This is a genomic window from Arthrobacter sp. 05T420, from assembly GCF_056396305.1.
The window spans coordinates 140,135-157,988 of the sequence record NZ_JBFTLG010000011.1; the positions used below are offsets into that span (position 1 = coordinate 140,135).

18 protein-coding genes are annotated in these 17,854 nt (G+C 67.9%); 1 reads left to right on the top strand and 17 read right to left on the bottom strand.

Features of this window, described 5'->3' with window-relative positions; translation table 11 throughout:
* Window positions 1–9 precede the first annotated feature (9 nt).
* The 11 genes from AC1DEM_RS12580 to pyrR all read right to left on the bottom strand — a co-directional run bounded on the left by AC1DEM_RS12580 (window position 10) and on the right by pyrR (window position 11,827).
* Window positions 10–1,323 carry a bifunctional phosphopantothenoylcysteine decarboxylase/phosphopantothenate synthase gene (locus tag AC1DEM_RS12580; protein WP_476884684.1) on the bottom strand — a complete coding sequence of 438 codons (1,314 nt, stop codon included), beginning with the start codon at window positions 1,321–1,323 and terminating at the stop codon, window positions 10–12.
* 52 nt (window positions 1,324–1,375) lie between these two features.
* A complete protein-coding gene (rpoZ, locus tag AC1DEM_RS12585) occupies window positions 1,376–1,636 on the bottom strand; it encodes a DNA-directed RNA polymerase subunit omega (RefSeq protein WP_090581074.1) in 261 nt (86 codons plus the stop codon).
* Between the two features lie 39 nt (window positions 1,637–1,675).
* Entirely contained in the window at window positions 1,676–2,248 is a 573-nt protein-coding gene (gene gmk, locus AC1DEM_RS12590; RefSeq protein ID WP_476884685.1) for a guanylate kinase, read from the bottom strand.
* Window positions 2,249–2,286: 38 nt separating this feature from the next.
* Window positions 2,287–2,604: an integration host factor, actinobacterial type gene (gene mihF / locus AC1DEM_RS12595; protein WP_476884686.1), complete on the bottom strand. Its 318-nt coding sequence runs from the start codon at window positions 2,602–2,604 to the stop codon at window positions 2,287–2,289.
* Between the two features lie 198 nt (window positions 2,605–2,802).
* Window positions 2,803–3,669: an orotidine-5'-phosphate decarboxylase gene (gene pyrF / locus AC1DEM_RS12600; protein ID WP_476884687.1), complete on the bottom strand. Its 867-nt coding sequence runs from the start codon at window positions 3,667–3,669 to the stop codon at window positions 2,803–2,805.
* On the bottom strand, window positions 3,662–6,961 hold the full coding sequence (carB, locus tag AC1DEM_RS12605) for a carbamoyl-phosphate synthase large subunit (RefSeq protein WP_476884688.1): 3,300 nt from the start codon (window positions 6,959–6,961) through the stop codon (window positions 3,662–3,664). Before carB ends, pyrF begins: the two co-directional genes overlap by 8 nt.
* Complete coding sequence (gene carA / locus AC1DEM_RS12610; RefSeq protein ID WP_476884689.1) at window positions 6,961–8,214, bottom strand: glutamine-hydrolyzing carbamoyl-phosphate synthase small subunit; 1,254 nt, start codon at window positions 8,212–8,214, stop codon at window positions 6,961–6,963. The genes carB and carA overlap by 1 nt, the downstream gene beginning before the upstream one ends.
* A 37-nt stretch (window positions 8,215–8,251) precedes the next feature.
* Entirely contained in the window at window positions 8,252–8,773 is a 522-nt protein-coding gene (locus AC1DEM_RS12615) for a PH-like domain-containing protein (protein ID WP_476884690.1), read from the bottom strand.
* A complete protein-coding gene (locus AC1DEM_RS12620) occupies window positions 8,770–10,155 on the bottom strand; it encodes a dihydroorotase (RefSeq protein WP_476884691.1) in 1,386 nt (461 codons plus the stop codon). Before AC1DEM_RS12620 ends, AC1DEM_RS12615 begins: the two co-directional genes overlap by 4 nt.
* On the bottom strand, window positions 10,155–11,219 hold the full coding sequence (locus AC1DEM_RS12625) for an aspartate carbamoyltransferase catalytic subunit (RefSeq protein ID WP_476884692.1): 1,065 nt from the start codon (window positions 11,217–11,219) through the stop codon (window positions 10,155–10,157). Before AC1DEM_RS12625 ends, AC1DEM_RS12620 begins: the two co-directional genes overlap by 1 nt.
* Window positions 11,216–11,827 carry a bifunctional pyr operon transcriptional regulator/uracil phosphoribosyltransferase PyrR gene (pyrR, locus tag AC1DEM_RS12630; RefSeq protein WP_476884693.1) on the bottom strand — a complete coding sequence of 204 codons (612 nt, stop codon included), beginning with the start codon at window positions 11,825–11,827 and terminating at the stop codon, window positions 11,216–11,218. Before pyrR ends, AC1DEM_RS12625 begins: the two co-directional genes overlap by 4 nt.
* 136 nt (window positions 11,828–11,963) lie before the next feature.
* Between pyrR and AC1DEM_RS12635 the strand changes: the two genes are divergently transcribed.
* Window positions 11,964–13,229 carry a PrsW family intramembrane metalloprotease gene (locus AC1DEM_RS12635; protein ID WP_476884694.1) on the top strand — a complete coding sequence of 422 codons (1,266 nt, stop codon included), beginning with the start codon at window positions 11,964–11,966 and terminating at the stop codon, window positions 13,227–13,229.
* Window positions 13,230–13,299: 70 nt separating this feature from the next.
* On the opposite strand, the gene nusB is transcribed toward AC1DEM_RS12635, so the two are convergent.
* From nusB to aroC, 6 genes are all read right to left on the bottom strand, one after another.
* Window positions 13,300–13,710: a transcription antitermination factor NusB gene (gene nusB / locus AC1DEM_RS12640; protein ID WP_476884695.1), complete on the bottom strand. Its 411-nt coding sequence runs from the start codon at window positions 13,708–13,710 to the stop codon at window positions 13,300–13,302.
* A complete protein-coding gene (efp, locus tag AC1DEM_RS12645) occupies window positions 13,710–14,273 on the bottom strand; it encodes an elongation factor P (protein WP_476884696.1) in 564 nt (187 codons plus the stop codon). The genes nusB and efp overlap by 1 nt, the downstream gene beginning before the upstream one ends.
* A 155-nt stretch (window positions 14,274–14,428) precedes the next feature.
* Window positions 14,429–14,947 carry a tetratricopeptide repeat protein gene (locus AC1DEM_RS12650; protein ID WP_476884697.1) on the bottom strand — a complete coding sequence of 173 codons (519 nt, stop codon included), beginning with the start codon at window positions 14,945–14,947 and terminating at the stop codon, window positions 14,429–14,431.
* On the bottom strand, window positions 14,947–16,038 hold the full coding sequence (gene aroB, locus AC1DEM_RS12655) for a 3-dehydroquinate synthase (protein WP_476884698.1): 1,092 nt from the start codon (window positions 16,036–16,038) through the stop codon (window positions 14,947–14,949). The genes AC1DEM_RS12650 and aroB overlap by 1 nt, the downstream gene beginning before the upstream one ends.
* A complete protein-coding gene (locus AC1DEM_RS12660; protein WP_476884699.1) occupies window positions 16,038–16,646 on the bottom strand; it encodes a shikimate kinase in 609 nt (202 codons plus the stop codon). The genes aroB and AC1DEM_RS12660 overlap by 1 nt, the downstream gene beginning before the upstream one ends.
* A complete protein-coding gene (gene aroC / locus AC1DEM_RS12665; RefSeq protein ID WP_277525862.1) occupies window positions 16,646–17,845 on the bottom strand; it encodes a chorismate synthase in 1,200 nt (399 codons plus the stop codon). The genes AC1DEM_RS12660 and aroC overlap by 1 nt, the downstream gene beginning before the upstream one ends.
* Between the last annotated feature and the right edge of the window lie 9 nt (window positions 17,846–17,854).

The following is a 17,854-nucleotide window of genomic DNA, read 5'->3' on the forward strand; positions in this document are numbered from 1 at the left end:
TACGCCGGGCTATGCCGGCGGTACAGCCCGGCTCAGCTCGGCGCTGATCCGGTCGATCACGGCAGCCGCGACGTCGGATTTGGAACCCGACGCCTCTTGGGGTTCGGAGCCGTCGCGGGAAAGGATGACTACGGAGTTCGTGTCTTCGCCAAAGACCTTGTCCCGACCCACCTGGTTGACGACCAGCAGGTCACAGGCTTTCCGCTGCAGCTTGGCCCGGGCATACTCGAGGACGTCGCCCCCGGCGTCGCCTGTTTCGGCGGCAAAGCCGACGATCAGCTGGTCCCGCGACGCGGCGTCGCGGACCTCCACCAGGTCCCGCAGGATGTCCGGATTGCGCACCAGATTGATCACGGGATCGGCGACGTCGTCGCGCTTCTTGATCTTGGTCCCGGAGACGTCCGCCGGGCGGAAGTCCGCGACGGCGGCGGCCATGATGACGACGTCGGAGTCGGCGGCGGCGTGCAGTGCAGCCTTCCGCAACTCGAGGGCAGTCTCGACCTGGACGACCTCGACGCCGGCGGGTGCCGGGATCTCCATGTGGGCGGCCAGCAGGCGGACGCGGGCGCCGGCCTCGAGGGCGGCCGAGGCCAGGGCGACGCCCTGCTTGCCCGAGGAGCGGTTGCCCAGGAACCGCACGGGGTCCAGCGGTTCCCTAGTGCCGCCGGCACTGACGGTCACAGTCAGACCGGCCAACGGCAGGGCCGCCAACGGCGCAGCGGACGGACCGGCGGCCAGGGCAGCGTCGACGTCCGGCTCGGCCGCGCCGGCCGGCTCCCCCGCCGCGGCAACAGCTGCGCCGGCGAGGGCCATGGCGGCGGTGAAGATCGCCTCGGGTTCGGGAAGCCGGCCGGGACCGGAGTCGGCGCCGGTCAGGCGGCCGCTCGCGGGTTCCAGCACGGTGACGCCGCGGCTGCGCAGGGTTTCAACGTTGGCCGCGGTGGCGGGGTGCTGCCACATTTCGGTGTGCATGGCCGGGGCCATGAGCACCGGGCAGTCGCCGGCCATCAGCAGGGTGTTGGTGAGGAGGTCATCGGCCTGTCCGGTGGCCGCACGGGCCAGGAGATCGGCCGTGGCGGGGGCCACGACGATCAGTTCGGCCTCGTGGCCGAGCCGAACGTGGTTGACCGTGTGGACGGCGTCGAACACACTGTTGCTCACCGGGTGCCCGGAAAGGGCCTCCCATGTGGCGACGCCGACGAAGCGGGTGGCCGCCTCGGAGGGGATGACCGTGACGTCGTGCCCGGCTTCAGTAAAAAGCCGGAGGAGCGACGCCACCTTGTAGGCGGCAATCCCTCCCCCGACTCCGAGGACTATGCGCACGTGATCTCCGTCAGCAGGCAGTCTGTTTACTTGGCTCTTCCCGCGGAGGGAATTACTCTGCGGCTTCGATCGGCGTGGAGACGAGCTTGCCTTCGTTGATCTCTCGCAGAGCGATCGACAGGGACTTCTCGTTCAGCTTGGTGTCGACCAGCGGGCCAACGTACTCGAAGAGGCCCTCGTGCAGCTGGGCGTAGTACGCGTTGATCTGGCGTGCGCGCTTGGCACCGAAAATCACCAGTCCGTACTTCGAGTCGGCGGCCTTCAGCAGCTCGTCGATCGGCGGGTTGATGATGCCTTCAAGGTTCGTGGACACGAATTCTCCAAATTCTAACGGGCTGATGGCTTCCCGCAGCTAGTGCGGGTGGGGGGTCAGCCCCATGAGTGAAACAAGCTCGTCCGCTGCCCGGCGAACGTCGTCGTTGATGACGGTATGGTCGAACTCCGGTTCAGCAGCAAGCTCTACTTTACCGGTTTCCAGCCGCCGCCGCTGTTCCTCGGCACTTTCCGTGCCGCGGCCCACAAGTCGACGCACTAATTCGTCCCAGCTCGGGGGCGCCAGAAACACGAACTGCGCCTCCGGAACGGCCTGCCTTACCTGGCGCGCTCCCTGCAGATCGATTTCCAGAAGCACCGGGCGGCCGTCGGCGATGGCCTCGTTGACCGTGCTCTTCAGAGTGCCATAGGTGTTCTGTCCATGCACCACGGCCCATTCGAGGAATTCGCCTGCAGCCACCAGGGACTCGAACTCCTCCTTCGACTTGAAGTAATAGTGCACTCCGTCGATCTCCCCGGGCCGCGGAGCCCGGGTGGTAGCCGAAACAGACAGCCACACCTCGGGGTAGTTGTCCCGGATGTAGGTGGACACGGTGCCTTTGCCAACAGCCGTCGGGCCGGCGAGGACTGTCAGTCCCGGTTTCTTGCTCACATATTCCTTTGGCGGTGGGGGCAGCTCGGCGGAGCGAGCTATTTGTCGTCAATAAAATCTACCAGCGCGCGGCGCTGGTGGATTCCCAGGCCGCGGACCCGTCGGGATTGCGCGATGCCAAGCTGGTCCATGATGGCCGCCGCCCGGACCCTGCCGATCCCGGGGAGGGCTTCGAGCAGCTCCACGATTCGCATGCGGGCAATGGCGTCGTCGCTTTCGGCGGCACTGATGACTTTGGCAATAGACAGTTCCCCCGTCTTGAGGCGCTCTTTTGCCTCGGCCCTGGTGGCCCTTGCGGCAGCGGCCTTGCGGAGGGCGTCGGAACGCTCCTGCGGAGTGAGGGGTCTCAAACTCACTGGAAGTCCTCCCTGCATGGCGGGACGGGGCACTCATGCCCTTGCCCCGAACCTACCGTCTGGCGGCGGCAGAAATCAATGGAAATCTGCGAACGCCCCCGGCACGGGAAGAACTCAGATGCCGAAACTGGCCGGCGTCCGGAAAGCGCTCGGCCCGGGCCCGGGAGCCCCGGACCCGGGCCGGCGTCCCGGCTGCCGCTAGGCGGCGAGGAGTTCGTCGAGAGTGCGCCGTGCGGCATCCCGGAGGGACTGCAGCTGCGGTCCGGCGCCGAGGATGTCCCGGCTCGAGGTGCCCAGAACCTGGGAATAAGCCGCACCGAAAGTGCGGCGCAGGTCCGCCGCCGTTGCGCCCTGCGCACCCAGGCCGGGGGCCAGGATGGGCCCGCGGACCGCCGCCAGGTCCAGATCGAGTGCGGTGAGAGCTGAGCCCACCGTGGCGCCGACCACCAGGCCCACCGAACCGAGGGGGCCGTCGTAGCGGCGGTTCTCCGCCGCGGCCGCTTCCGTGATCCGCCGCGCGACGGAGTCCGCTCCGCCGACGTGCTGGACGGAGGCGCCCTCCGGGTTCGAGGTCAGCGCGAGGACGAACACGCCGCGACCGGTCTCGGCCGCCAGGTCCAGGGCGGGCCGGAGCGACTCAAAGCCCAGGTACGGGCTCAGCGTGACCGAATCCGCCGCCAGGGCCGAGCCGTCCCGCAGCCACGCGTCGGCGTACGCGGCCATGGTGGAGCCGATGTCGCCGCGTTTGGCGTCCGCGATGCTCAGCACGGAGTGTTCCGCAGCCGCGGCCAGGGTCCGTTCGAGCACGGCGATTCCCGCCGAGCCGTGCCGCTCGTACAGCGCTACCTGCGGCTTCACCGCGGCAGCGAGGGAGCCCACGGCCTCCAGGACGGTCAGCGAGAAGCGTTCCAGCCCGGCGGCGTCGTCAGTCAGCCCCCAGCGCTGCAGCAGCGCCGGGTGCGGGTCGATGCCGACGCACAGCGGGCCGCGCTCCGCCATGGCCCGCCCCAGCCGGGAGCCGAACGACTCCCGGCCGGGCGTTCGCGGAGTGGATGCCTCAGGCATCCTGCAGGGCCTTCAGGTTCGCGCCGTGCTCCTGCAGGCTCGTGACGGACCATTCGTAGGTGCGCAGCGCCTCGATGGCCTGGACGGCGGCATTGAACTCGGCCACCGTGGTGATGCACGGGATGCCGATCGACGTTGCGGCGGCACGCAGTTCGTAGCCGTCGCTGCGGGCCTCGCCACCGGAGGGGGTGTTGAAGACCATGTCGATCTCGCCGGCGATGATGAGGTCGGCGATGGTGCCTTCGCCTTCGGCGCTGGAGCCCTCGGCGACCTTCCGGACCGGGGTGGCCTGGATGCCGTTGCGGCGCAGGACGTCGGCCGTGCCGCCGGTGGAGACGATCTCGAAGCCGAGGTCCGAGAGCCGCTTGACGCCCATGATGACCGAGCGCTTGTCCCGGTTCGCGACCGAGACGAAGATCTTGCCCTCGGTGGGCAACGCGTTGTTGGCGGCCGCCTGGCTCTTGGCGAAGGCCGTGTCGAAGTGCTTGTCGATGCCCATAACCTCACCGGTGGAGCGCATTTCCGGGCCGAGCAGGGAGTCGACCACCTTGCCCTCGGGGGTGCGGAAGCGGCTGAACGGCAGCACGGCTTCCTTGACCGAGACCGGTGCGTCCAGCGGCAAGGAGGAGCCGTCGCCCGTCTCCGGCAGCATCTTGTACGCGCTGCGGAGCTGGTTGATGGTGACGCCGGTGCCGATCAGGGCTGCCGCCTTCGCCATCTGGACGCCGGTGGCCTTGGAGACGAACGGCACGGTCCGTGAGGCGCGCGGGTTGGCTTCGAGGACGTAGAGCACGTCGGAGGCCAGGGCGAACTGGATGTTGATCAGGCCGCGGACGCCCACGCCCTCGGCGATCGCCAGGGTGGCGGTCCGGACCCGTTCCAGGACGTTGCTGCCCAGGGTGATGGGCGGCAGCACGCAGGCCGAGTCGCCGGAGTGGATGCCGGCCTCCTCGATGTGCTCCATGATGCCGCCGAGGTACATCTCCGTGCCGTCGTAGAGGGCGTCGACGTCGATCTCGACGGCGTCCTCGAGGAAGCGGTCGATCAACACGGGGTGGTCCGGGGTGATTTCGGTGGCGTTGGCGATGTAGCGGGAGAGGTTGGGCTCGTCGTAGACGATCTCCATGCCGCGGCCGCCGAGGACGTAGGACGGGCGGACCAGGACCGGGTAGCCGATCTCGTCGGCGATCTTCTTGGCGTCCTCGAAGGACACGGCGGTGCCGTTCTTCGGCGAGACGAGTCCGGCCTTGTCGAGCACGCGGGAGAAGGCGCCCCGGTGTTCGGCGAGGTCGATCGCCTCCGGGGAGGTGCCAAGGATCGGCACGCCGGCGTCGGCGAGCTGCTGGGCCAGTTTCAGCGGGGTCTGGCCGCCGAGCTGGACGAAGACGCCCATGACGCCGCCGGTGCGCTCCTCGGCCGCGATGACCTCGAGCACGTCCTCCAGGGTCAGCGGCTCGAAGTAGAGCCGGGTGGAGACGTCGTAGTCCGTGGAGACCGTTTCCGGGTTGCAGTTGACCATCACGGTCTCGTAGCCGGCCTTGCGCAGCGCCATCGAGGCGTGGACGCAGGAGTAGTCGAACTCGATGCCCTGGCCGATCCGGTTGGGGCCGGACCCGAGGATGATGATGGACGGCTTGGCGTGCAGCGCGACCTCGTCCTCCTCGTCATAGGAGGAGTAGTGGTACGGGGTGTAGGCGGCGAACTCGGCCGCGCAGGTGTCCACGGTCTTGTAGACGGGACGGATGCCGAGGGCCTGCCGGACGCCGCGGACGACGTCCTCGGAGTTGTGGGTCAGGGCACCGATTTGCTCGTCGGAGAAGCCGTGGCGCTTGGCGCGTGTCAGCATCTCCGGAGTCAGCGCGGCGGCCTGCCGGATTTCGAGGGAGATTTCGTTCAGCAGCTGGAGCTGGTCCAGGTACCAGGGATCGATCTTGGTGGCTTCGAAGAGCTGTTCCACGGTGGCGCCGCCGAGCAGGGCGCGCTGGACCTGGTGCAGGCGGTCGGTGGTGGGACGCTTGGACTTCTCGATCAGCTCGGCGACTTCCCATTCCGGGACGTGGCTGAAGTCCAGCTGGGAGCCCTTCTGCTCCAGGGAGCGCAGGGCCTTCTGCAGCGCCTCGGTGAAGTTCCGGCCCATGGCCATCGCCTCGCCCACCGATTTCATGGTGGTGGTCAAGGTGGGGTCCGCTGCCGGGAACTTCTCGAAGGCGAAGCGCGGGACCTTCACCACCACGTAATCCAGGGTCGGTTCGAAGGACGCCGGGGTCTTCTGGGTGATGTCGTTCGGGATCTCGTCCAGGGTGTAGCCGAGGGACAGCTTGGTGGCGATCTTGGCGATCGCGAAGCCGGTGGCCTTCGAGGCGAGGGCGGAGGAGCGGGAGACGCGCGGGTTCATTTCGATCACGACGACGCGGCCGGTGTCCGGCTCGACGGCGAACTGGATGTTGCAGCCGCCGGTGTCGACGCCGACTTCTCGGATGACGGCGATGGAGATGTCACGCAGCCGCTGGTATTCGCGGTCCGTGAGGGTCAGGGCCGGGGCGACGGTGATCGAGTCGCCGGTGTGCACGCCGACCGGGTCGAAGTTCTCGATGGAGCAGACCACAACGACGTTGTCGTTCTTGTCCCGCATCATCTCGAGCTCGTATTCCTTCCAGCCGAGGATGCTCTCTTCGAGCAGGACCTCGGACGTGGGGCTGTACTGCAGGCCCTGGCCGACGATCCGGCGGAGGTCTGCCTCGTCGTAGGCCAGCCCGGAGCCGAGGCCGCCCATGGTGAAGGAGGGCCGGACGACCATCGGGTAACCGAGGTCTTCGGCTGCCGCGAGGGCCTCGTCAATGGTGTGGATGATGTGGCTGCGGGCCGATTCGGCGCCGCAGCGCTCCACGACGCCCTTGAACTTCTCGCGGTCCTCGCCGAGCTCGATCGCGGCAATGTTGGCGCCGATCAGCTCGACGTTGTACTTCTCCAGGACGCCGTTCTTGTCCAACGCGATGGCCGTGTTGAGCGCCGTCTGGCCGCCCAGGGTCGGCAGCAGCGCGTCGGGGCGCTCCTTGGCGATGATCTTCTCGACCACTTCGGGGGTGATCGGCTCGATGTAGGTGGCGTCCGCGAACTCGGGGTCCGTCATGATGGTGGCCGGGTTGGAGTTGACGAGGATGACCCGCAGGCCTTCCTCCTTGAGGACGCGCAGTGCCTGGGTGCCGGAGTAGTCGAATTCGGCCGCCTGGCCGATCACGATCGGGCCGGACCCGATGACCATGACGCTCTTGAGGTCAGTTCTCTTGGGCATTACTTCTTGTCCTCAGTCTTGGAATCGGTGGCAGTCTGTGTGCCTGTCTCTGTCTTTGAAGAAGCGTCCGCCATCAGCTCGATGAAGCGGTCGAAGAGGTAGGCGGCGTCGTGCGGGCCGGCGGCCGCTTCGGGGTGGTATTGCACGGAGAAGGCGGGGATGTCGAGGCAGGCGAGTCCTTCGACGACGTCGTCGTTGAGGCTCACGTGGCTGACCTCGACGCGGCCGAAACGTTCCTCGGGGGCCTGCGTGGCGCCGTTGAGCGGAGCGTCGACGGCGAACCCGTGGTTCTGCGAGGTGATTTCGACCTTGCCGGTGCGGCGGTCCATTACGGGCTGGTTGATGCCGCGGTGGCCGTAGCGCAGCTTGTAGGTGCCGAACCCGAGGGCCCGGCCCAGGATCTGGTTGCCGAAGCAGATCCCGAAGTACGGGATCTTCTCGTCGAGCACGGAGCGCAGCAGCGTGACCTGGTTGTCCGCGGTGGCGGGGTCGCCGGGGCCGTTGGACATGAAGAAGCCGTCGGGGTTGACGGCCTGGACGTCGGCGAGGGTCGCCGTGGCGGGCAGCACGTGCACCCGGACACCGCGCTCGGCGAAGCGGACAGGGGTCATGCGTTTGATGCCCAAGTCGATGGCGGCGATGTTGAACCGCGGCTCGCCGTCCCAGCCGAAGTCCTTGGGCTCCACGGTGTACGCGGCGTCCACGCTGACTTCCTCGGCGAGCCGTGAGCCTTCCATCGGCGCGCTGGCCAGGACGGCGTCGACGAGTTCCTTGTCCGTGGCGCGGGCGGCGTCGCCCGAAAAGATGCCGGCGCGCATGCTCTTGTGTTCGCGCAGGTGCCGGGTGATGGCGCGGGTGTCGACGCCCTGGATCCCGACGATCCCCTGGTCGACGAGCTCATCGTCCAGGGACCGTTCGGAACGCCAGTTGGAGGGCCGGCGCGCGGCGTCGCGGACGATGTAGCCGGCTACCCAGATGCGGCGGGACTCGGCGTCGTCGGTGTTGACGCCGGTGTTGCCGATGTGCGGCGCGGTCTGGACCACGAGCTGGCGTGCGTAGGAGGGGTCTGTGATGGTCTCCTGGTAGCCGGTCATGCCGGTCGCGAAGACCGCCTCGCCGAGCGCTGTTCCGGTGGCGCCGTAGCTGGTGCCGCGGAAAATCCGGCCGTCCTCGAGCACGAGGACAGCGGGGGTGGATGCCGCCGCAGCGGGCGTTGCTGTCACTGTTTCTTCCGTCACTGCTGTTTCTGACACTGCTTCTTCTGACACTTCGTTGGCTTCCGTCACGTCGTTACTTTCCACTATCGGCTTCTGCCTGAGGGGCTGCGGAGATCAAATCTTGGAGGGTGGTGAGGAGGACGTTCTTGTCCTCGGCACGGCGGGTCCGGTAACCGGTGTCCAGCTCGTGGGAACCGAGCATCCAGCTCAGCACCAGCAAGCCGTCCTTCTCGACGAACTTTCCGGCCATGCCGCTTTCCTGCCGCACGCCGGTGAGGCGTGGGGCCGGGATGAACACCGGGCCGGCGCCCGCGCGCTCAAACAAAACGCCTTCGGGGTGCACGCTGAGCGTGGCGTTGGTGCGGATGCCCAGATTGTGCACGGCGATCCGGTCCAGCCAGTCGCCGGCAGTGGTGGACGCGACGTACTGGCCCTCGGCCGCGGCCAGCGGGGCGCCGAGCTCGGCGGGAACCTCGGGGAGGGGCTCGACGTCGGACTGGCGGCGCAGGCGGTTGCGCCAGCCGACCGCGATGAGGACAAGCGCGACGCCGGTCAGGACCAGCGTGAAGAGCAGGGAAAGGTCCTTGACCGTCATGGGCGGCGGCCCGCCGGTCCGGCGTCGACAGCGTCGGCCGGCCACCGGTACGGGGTGTTGAGTTTTCCGTCGAGAACGGTCGGGTGGCCCTTGAAGAACGTCGCCATTACCTTCCCGGGCAGTTCCCGGCCGGCAAACGGAGAGTTACGGCCCATGGTTGCCATCTTAGAAGGGTCCACCGTCCAGCGCGCAGCCGGGTCCACGAGTGTGACGTTGGCTGGCTCTCCGGCCTCGAGCGGGCGGCCCTGGTCCTGGACCCGGCCGATGGCGGCCGGCGCCGTGGAAGTCACGCGGGCGAAGTCTTCCCAGCCCATCAGGCCGGATTCGATCATGGTGTGCTGCACCACGGAGAGCGCGGTTTCCAGCCCGGTCATGCCCATGGCAGCCTGCGCCCACTCGCATTCCTTGTGTTCGCTGGGGTGCGGGGCGTGGTCGGTGCCGACGACGTCGATCGTGCCGTCGGCCAAGGCGGCGCGGAGGGCCTGGACATCGGCGTCGGTGCGCAGCGGCGGGTTGACCTTGTAGACGGGGTCGTAGCTGCGGGCGAGCTCATCCGTGAGCCAGAGGTGGTGCGGGGTGACCTCGGCCGTGACGTTGACGCCGCGGGACTTGGCCCAGCGGATGATTTCCACGGACCCGGCCGTGGAGACGTGGCACACGTGCAGGCGGGAGCCGACGTGCTGGGCCAGCAGCACGTCCCGGGCGATGATGCTTTCTTCGGCGACGGCCGGCCAGCCGGCCAGGCCGAGGACGGCGGAGACCTCGCCCTCGTTCATCTGGGCGCCGGCGGTGAGGCGGGGTTCCTGCGCGTGCTGGGCCACGACGCCGTCGAACGCCTTGACGTATTCGAGGGCGCGGCGCATCAGCACGGGATCGTGCACGCAGATGCCGTCGTCGGAGAAGACCCGGACGTGGGCGCGGGAGTCGGCCATGGCGCCGAGTTCGGCGAGCTGCTCCCCCGCGAGCCCCACGGTGACGGCTCCCACCGGGCGGACGTCCACCCAGCCGGCGGTCCGGCCAAGGGTGAGGACTTGTTCGACGACGCCGGCGGTGTCCGCCACCGGGGTGCTGTTGGCCATCGCGTGGACGGCCGTATAGCCGCCGAGGGCGGCGGCGCGGGTGCCGGTTTCGACGGTTTCGGCGTCCTCGCGGCCGGGTTCGCGCAGGTGAGTGTGGATGTCCACCATGCCCGGGAGCGCGACGAGGCCGGCGGCGTCAATTACTGTGGCACCCCTCACCCCGGCACCGTCGGCGTCCAACTGCCCGCGGGCGGCGATCACGCCGTCCCGGATCAGGAGGTCCTCGGCTGCTCCGCCCAGGATCGAGGCGCCCCGGATGAGGTAGGCGCCGCTGTTGACTGCGTGCTGTTGCTGTTCGGCCATCAGTGGATCTCCTGGTGGGAATAAGTGATGTTCGGAGTGGCGGCGTTGGCCGCGGATGCAGGCGCGGCCGCAGAGGCCCTAACCGCTGCCGGGGCCGGTTCGCGGTGTTCGCCGGACAGCAGCAGGTACAGTGCCGCCATGCGGATGGAGACACCGTTGCGGACCTGCGCCAGCACGGTGGAGCGGGGCGAGTCGGCTGCGGCCGCGGAGATTTCCAGGCCGCGGTTCATCGGACCCGGGTGCATGATGATGGTGTCCTTGAGCCCGAGGCTGTCGAGGGCCCGGAGCCGGTTGTCGTCGAAGCCCCAGCGGCGAGAGTACTCGCGGGTGGTCGGGAAGAAGGATGCATTCATCCGTTCGCCCTGGACCCGGAGCATCATCATGGCGTCCACGCCCTGCGCGAGGGTCTCGTCGAGGTCGAAGCTAACGGCGCAGGGCCACTTTTCGACGCCGATGGGCAGCAAGGTGGGCGGTGCGACGAGGGTGACTTCGGCGCCGAGGGTGCGCAGCAACCAGACGTTGGAGCGCGCCACCCGGGAGTGGAGCACGTCGCCGGCGATGGCGACGCGCATGCCTCTGAGGTCGGCCCCGGCCGACGGCGTGCCGGCCAGCTTCGACCAGTGCCGGCGCATGGTGAACGCGTCCAGCAGCGCCTGGGTGGGATGTTCGTGGGTGCCGTCGCCGGCGTTGATGACGGCGGCGTCGATCCAGTCGGTCGCGGCGAGCCGGTGCGGGGCGCCGGAGGCCCAGTGCCGGATGACCACGGCGTCGGCGCCCATTGCGGCGAGCGTCTGGGCGGTGTCCTTGAGTGACTCGCCCTTGGAGACGGAAGAGCCTTTCGCGGCGAAGTTGATGACGTCGGCGGAGAGCCGCTTGGCGGCGGCCTCGAAGGAGATCCGGGTGCGGGTGGAGTCCTCGAAGAACAGGTTGACCACGGTGCGTCCGCGCAGGGCGGGGAGCTTTTTGACCTCGCGCTCCCCCACTGCGGCCATTTCCTCGGCGGTGTCCAGGATGCGGATGGCGTCCTGCAGGCTCAGGTCTTGGGTGGAGAGCAGGTGCCTCATGCGGTGGCCTCGATGACCACTTCATTGACGGGTGTGCCGTCGGGGGCGCCGTCCACGGTGTCGGTTTCCTCGAGGCGGACGCGGACCTTCTCGGACGAGGACGTGGGCAGGTTCTTGCCGACGTGGTCCGCGCGGATGGGCAGTTCCCGGTGGCCACGGTCGATCAGCACGGCGAGGCGGACAATCCGCGGGCGGCCGAGGTCGATGATGGCATCGAGGGCTGCGCGGATGGTGCGCCCGGAGTAGAGGACGTCGTCGATCAGCACAACAACTTTGTTGTCGATCCCGGTGCGCGGGAGCTGAGTGGGGTACGGCGGCCTGGTGGCCTGGTGCGAGAGGTCATCGCGGAACATGGTGACGTCGAGCTGGCCGACAATCGCGGAGGCGTCCACGGTGGGGTCGGCAGCGGCTATTTTGGCGGCGAGGCGGACGGCGAGGGGATAGCCCCGGCGCGGGATGCCCAGCAGGACGAGGTCCTGGGAGCCCTTGTTGGCCTCGAGAATTTCGTGGGCGATACGAGTGAGGGCGCGGTCGATGTCAGCCTGGTTGAGGACAACCCGGGTGAGCATCACCTTTGCCGGACCCGGTGCTGAAGGCACAGAAGTCAAAGCTCGTCTCCCCTTTCCCCGCCTCACGGGACGGAATTAAAAAAGGATTATTTGCTCTTTCAAATTACCACAGCGGGGCTGACTGTCCGCCGCCGCAGGAATGCGTTTAACCTCACACGGACATAGGCTCGACTCCATGACGACGAACGAGCCACGGCCCGGGCAGGACTACCTTGGCGCCTCCGGCCAGCGGCCGCTGCCCCAGCAGGCCAACCCGACGTGGCTGGGACATGTCCGGCCGGCGTATTACCAGCGGGCCCCGGCCAACCCCCGTGGCCAATTCGAGCCGGCGTTCCAGCCGGCGGTTCCTCCGGCGGTTCCGGCCGGCCGCCGTTCCGCCGGCGTCGCTGGCCTGGTCCTGGCCGGCGGATTCCTCGCCTTCATCAGCCTCTTCCTGGTCCTGCCCTTCCTGCTGGGCAGGACCGGAATCTCCGGCTTTGTCATTGGCTTCATCGCCTCCCTGATTCCGCTGGGGACCGTGCTGTTGACGGTGCGCTTCATCGACCGCTGGGAACCTGAGCCCAAGCCGCTGTTGCTTTTCGCCTTTGTCTGGGGCGCTGCCGTCTCCATCGCGGTCACCATGCTGATCCAGCCATATTTTTCGCTGGTGGCGGGGCCGGCCTCGGGGCTGGACTACACGACCTTCGCCGTGACGGTCCAAGCACCGGTGGTGGAGGAATTCGCTAAGTCCCTGGGGCTGCTGATGCTCCTGATCTTCGCCCCGAGACACTTCAACGGGCCGGTGGACGGTGTGGTGTTCGCCTTCACCATCGCGGCCGGCTTCGCGTTCACCGAGAACATCCTCTACTTCGGCCGTGCCATTGCCGAATCCAGCGACCCCGGCACGGACCTCGCCGTGGTGTTCTTCCTCCGCGGCGTACTTTCCCCCTTCGCCCACGCCATCTTCACGGGAACCACCGGCCTGATCATGGGCCTCGCCGTGCGCCGCGGGCACACCGGGCTGGGCGTGCTGGCGTTCGCCGTCGGCCTCGTCCCCGCGATGCTGCTGCACAGCGGCTGGAACAGCATGGGCCAGGACTTCCTGGCCCAGTACGTGCTGGTGCAGGTGCCCATTTTCCTGCTGGCGGCCCTGGTCATCGTGCTGCTGCGGGTTGCGGAGCGCAGGCTCACCCGCCAGCGGCTCAAGGAATACGCGGCCGCGGGCTGGTTCACCGCGGCTGAGGTGGAAATGCTGGCCACCGCCGCGGGCCGCCGTTCCGCACTGCGCTGGGCCAAGTCCGTCGGGCGGGACGCGCAGATGAAGGCCTTGATCGATGCAGCCACCCAGCTTGCCTTGACCCGGCAATGGATCCTCACCGGCCGGGACGTGCCGGCGTGCCAACGCGATGAACAGCACCGGCTCGCCGAGATCGCCGCGCTCCGGACCGCCGTCGTCGGCTAACGAAAGAACCCCGCCCAGACTGTCCTGGACGGGGTTCTTTCGTGGTGCCTGGGCTGATTGCCTTGAGGACCTAAGCCAGCAGCGAAGGCTTCAGCTGCTGCAGCCGGCCCAGCAGGCCGTTGATGAACGACGGCGACTCCTCCGTGGAGAGCGTCTTGGCCAAAGCCACAGCCTCGCTGACTGCCACGCCGTCCGGGACGTCGTCGTTGTAGAGCAGTTCCCAGGTGCCGATCCGCAGGATGATGCGGTCCACGGAGGGCATGCGCTCCAGGGTCCAGCCCTGCGAATAGGTCTCGAGGAATTCGTCGATGGCCGCCTGGTGCGACACCACGCCTTCGACAATTTCGAGGGTGTACGGGTTGACGATCTGGTCTGTCTGCTCGCGGCGGGACTTCAGCACGTCGAACGCCGAGGCAGAGCGTTGCTCGGCCTCGAAAAGCACATCGAGAGCCCGGTTCCGGGCCTTACCGCGCGCACTCACTAGTCGTTGACCCGGCCGAGGTAGCTGCCGTCGCGGGTGTCGACCTTGACCTTGGTGTTGTTCTCGACGAACAGCGGCACCTGGATCTCGTACCCGGTTTCGAGGGTGGCGGGCTTGGTGCCGGCCGAGGAGCGGTCGCCCTGCAGGCCCGGCTCGGTGTAGGTGATCTCGAGGACGACGCTGGGGGGCAGCTCGATGTAGAGCGGGTTGCCCTCGTGGATGGCGATGTTGACCATCTGGTTCTCGAGCATGAAGTTGGTGGCGTCGCCGACGGTGGCGGCGGAAACGGTGAGCTGGTCGAAATCCGAGGTGTCCATGAAGACGTAGTCGGCGCCGTCCTGGTACAGGTACTGGTAGTCGCGGCGGTCCACCGTGGCGGTCTCAATCTTCAGTCCGGCGTTGAAGGTCTTGTCGACCACCTTGCCGGACATCACGTTGCGCATCTTGGTGCGCACGAACGCGCCACCCTTGCCGGGCTTGACGTGCTGGAACTCGATGATGTTCCAAAGCTGGCCCTCAAGCTTAAGGACGGTTCCGTTCTTGATGTCGTTAGTGGTTGCCACAGTATCCTCTTAGTTTCTCTCTGGTTCCATCGGGCCGGTGCTATCGGCCAGACGTTCTATGCCGGGCCGGCATGCCAAGCGGCCCGCCAGCGCGTATTTGTCAAAAATCCAAGTTCTATTCTACCGGTTCGCGCGGACAGCTGGCTGACGGGGGCTCAGGACTGCTGTTCCAGCACTTCCCGCGCGCGCTGCAGCGCCACTGTCGAGGCGTAGATCAGGGCTGCGTCGGCGTGCCCGGCCACCCGCAGATCCAGCGCCTTGGCGAAGGATTCGACGGCGGCGCCAACGTTCCCGCCGGCGAAGTAGGACCTGCCGAGGTGCTGGCGGACGGCCGCCTCCTCCAATGTCCCTTGGGTCTCGGCGAGGAGCTGGCGGAACACTTCGACCGCCCGGTCGAACCGGTTCGAAACCCGGAGCACGTCCGCCTCGAAGATCCGGAGCCGGAGCGAGCCGGGGTCCTTGTAGCGGGCCTCGGCCAGGAGCTCGGCGGCCTCGGCAGCGCGCCCTTCGACGAGCCGGACGAGGATCAGGTCCCCCGGGTCTGCAGAGGCCGCCAACGCCTCGGCCAGGACCTCGTCGTTGACGATCTGGGGCATCAGGGTCTGCGGGTTGATCCGGATCCCGGCAAGTCCCGCGTCCGGCCACTCGCTGGTGCCGCCCTTGACCATGTGCATCAGGAGGCAATCTCCTGGTAGGCGGCAAACAGCAGTGACGTGTCCGGGACGTCGAGGATGCCGGGCCGGCCGACGCCGTCGAGCACCACGAACCGCAGCAGGTCACCGCGGGACTTCTTGTCCCGGCGCATGCCGTCAAGGAGGGCCTGCCAGCGGTCGCGGCGGTAGGTGATGGGAAGCCCGAGGCTTTCGAGGATACTGCGGTGCCTGTCGGCGTCGGCGTCGCTGAGCCGGCCCACGCTGCGGGCGAGTTCGGCCGCGAACATCATGCCCACGGAGACGGCGGCACCGTGGCGCCACGAGTAGCGCTCGGCGAGTTCGATCGCGTGGCCCAGGGTGTGGCCGTAGTTCAGGATCTCACGCTGGCCGGTTTCCTTCAGGTCCTCGGAGACCACCCGGGCCTTGACGGTGATGGCCCGTTCGATCAGTTCCCGCAGCAGGTCCGAGCGGGGATCGATGACCGCTGACGGGTCCTTTTCGATCAGGTCCAGGATGGCGGGGTCTGCGATGAAGCCGCATTTGATGACCTCGGCCATGCCGGAGATGATTTCGTTCTTCGGCAGCGTCTCCAGCGTGTCAAGGTCCGCGAGGACACCGGCGGGCGGGTGGAAAGCGCCCACGAGGTTCTTGCCCTCGGCGGTGTTGATGCCGGTCTTGCCGCCGACCGAGGCGTCCACCATGCCCAGCAGGCTCGTGGGCATGTGGATGACCTTGACGCCGCGCAGCCAGGTCGCGGCGACAAAGCCGGCCAGATCCGTCACGGCGCCACCGCCGACGGCGACGACGGCGTCGGAGCGGGTGAAGTCGTTTTGACCCAGCACCTGCCAGCAGAAGGAGGCGACCTCGATGTGCTTGCCCTCTTCGGCGTCGGGGATTTCTGCTGTCAGCGCGGTGAAGCCGGCGGCGGCCAGCTCTTCCCGGACGGTGTCCCCGGTCAGTCGGAGCGCCCGGGGGTGGATGACCAGGACCCGTTTGACGCGCTCGCCCAGCAGGCCGGGCAGGCTTGCCAGGAGGCCGCGGCCCACTACGACGTCGTAGTTCTCACCCGGCGTTTGTCCGGTGACTTTGATGACGGTTGATTCGTTGCTCACTATTCAACTTCCTTTGTCGCCGCCGGAGTGGGCACGGCCGCGGTCTTCGCGGCGGCGTGCTCCCCCAGCGCATCTTCCAGCCGGTGGGTCAGCTCCGGAACGCTGCCGCTGCGGACATCGAGGATCAGGTCGGCGAGCCGTTCGTAGACCGGCTGCCGGGTGGCGAACAAGGTCCGCCACCGGCCCATGGCGTCGCCGGCCAGGAGCGGCCGGCCCGAATTTCTGGCAATGCGTTCCGCCACAGTCTCGGCGTCGCATTCGAGATAAACAACGGTACAGCGGCCCAGGAGCTGCTGGGTACCGGAGTCAAGGACAGCCCCGCCGCCGAGCGAAATGACGGTGGAGTTCCCCTGCGCTTCTTCGATGGCCTGCGCCACGGCCCGGGCCTCGAGTTCACGGAAGGCGTGCTCGCCCCGGCTGGCGAAGATCTCGGCGATCGTCCCGTGCTGGGCCACCACGAGCGCGTCGGTGTCCACGAACGGGCAGCCCAGGTGCTGCGCGAGCTGGTGCCCGATCGCCGACTTGCCCACGGCCATCGGTCCGATCAGGACCACCGGGCCGGAGTGCCTTGCCGCGGCGGAGCGCCTGTCGGTGTTCCCGGCCGGCACTAGTGGCCGATCGAGTCCAGGGACGCCGGAATGCTGTCCAGGTAACCCTTGATGTTGCGGGCGGTCTCCTGCACGGAGTCACCGCCGAATTTTTCGGTGACCGCTTCGGCGATCACGAGGGCCACCATGGCCTCAGCCACGACGCCGGCGGCCGGGACGGCACAAACGTCGGAGCGCTGGTGGTGGGCCTTGGCGGCCTCCCCCGTGCTGACGTCGACCGTCTTGAGCGCGCGGGGCACGGTGGCGATCGGCTTCATGGCGGCACGGACGCGCAGGACATCGCCAATGCTCATGCCGCCCTCGATCCCGCCTGCACGGTTGGACGTGCGGATGATCTTGCCGTCCGCGTCCTTGACGATCTCGTCGTGGGCGGCCGAGCCGCGGCGCGCCGCCGTACGGAAGCCGTCGCCGACCTCAACGCCCTTGATGGCCTGGATGCCCATCAGGGCCGCGGCCAGGCGCGAGTCGAGGCGCCGGTCCCAGTGGACGTAGCTGCCCAGTCCCGGCGGGAGCCCGTAGACAAGCACTTCCACGACGCCGCCGAGGGTCTCACCTTCCTTGTGCGCGACGTCGACCTCGGCCACCATGGCGTCCGAGGTTTCGCGGTCGAAGCAGCGCAGCGGATCGGCGTCCAGGGCGATCACGTTGCCCGGGACCGGCAGCGGCCGGCCTTCCGGTACGGCAACGCTGGCGATGGACACGGTGTGGGAGACGAGTTCGATCCCGAGCTGCTTGAGGAACGCTGCGGCGACCGTGCCGAGCGCCACCCTCGTGGCCGTCTCGCGGGCGCTGGCGCGCTCGAGGACCGGGCGGGCCTCGTCGAAGCCGTATTTCTGCATGCCGGTGAAGTCAGCGTGGCCAGGCCGCGGCCGCGTCAGAGGCGCGTTCCGGGCCTGGTCGGCCAGGATTTCCGGCTCGACAGGATCGGAAGACATGATCTGTTCCCACTTGGGCCATTCAGTGTTGCCGACCTGGATCGCGACAGGGCCGCCCTGGGTCAGGCCGTGGCGGACTCCGCCGAGGATCGTGACCTCGTCCTGCTCGAATTTCATCCGGGCGCCGCGGCCATAACCGAGCCGGCGGCGGGCCAGGGCCTCGCTGATGTGGGCGCTGGTGAGCTCCACACCGGCGGGCACGCCTTCAATTATTCCGACCAGTGCCGGACCATGGGATTCTCCGGCAGTCAACCAACGCAACATACAATCCAT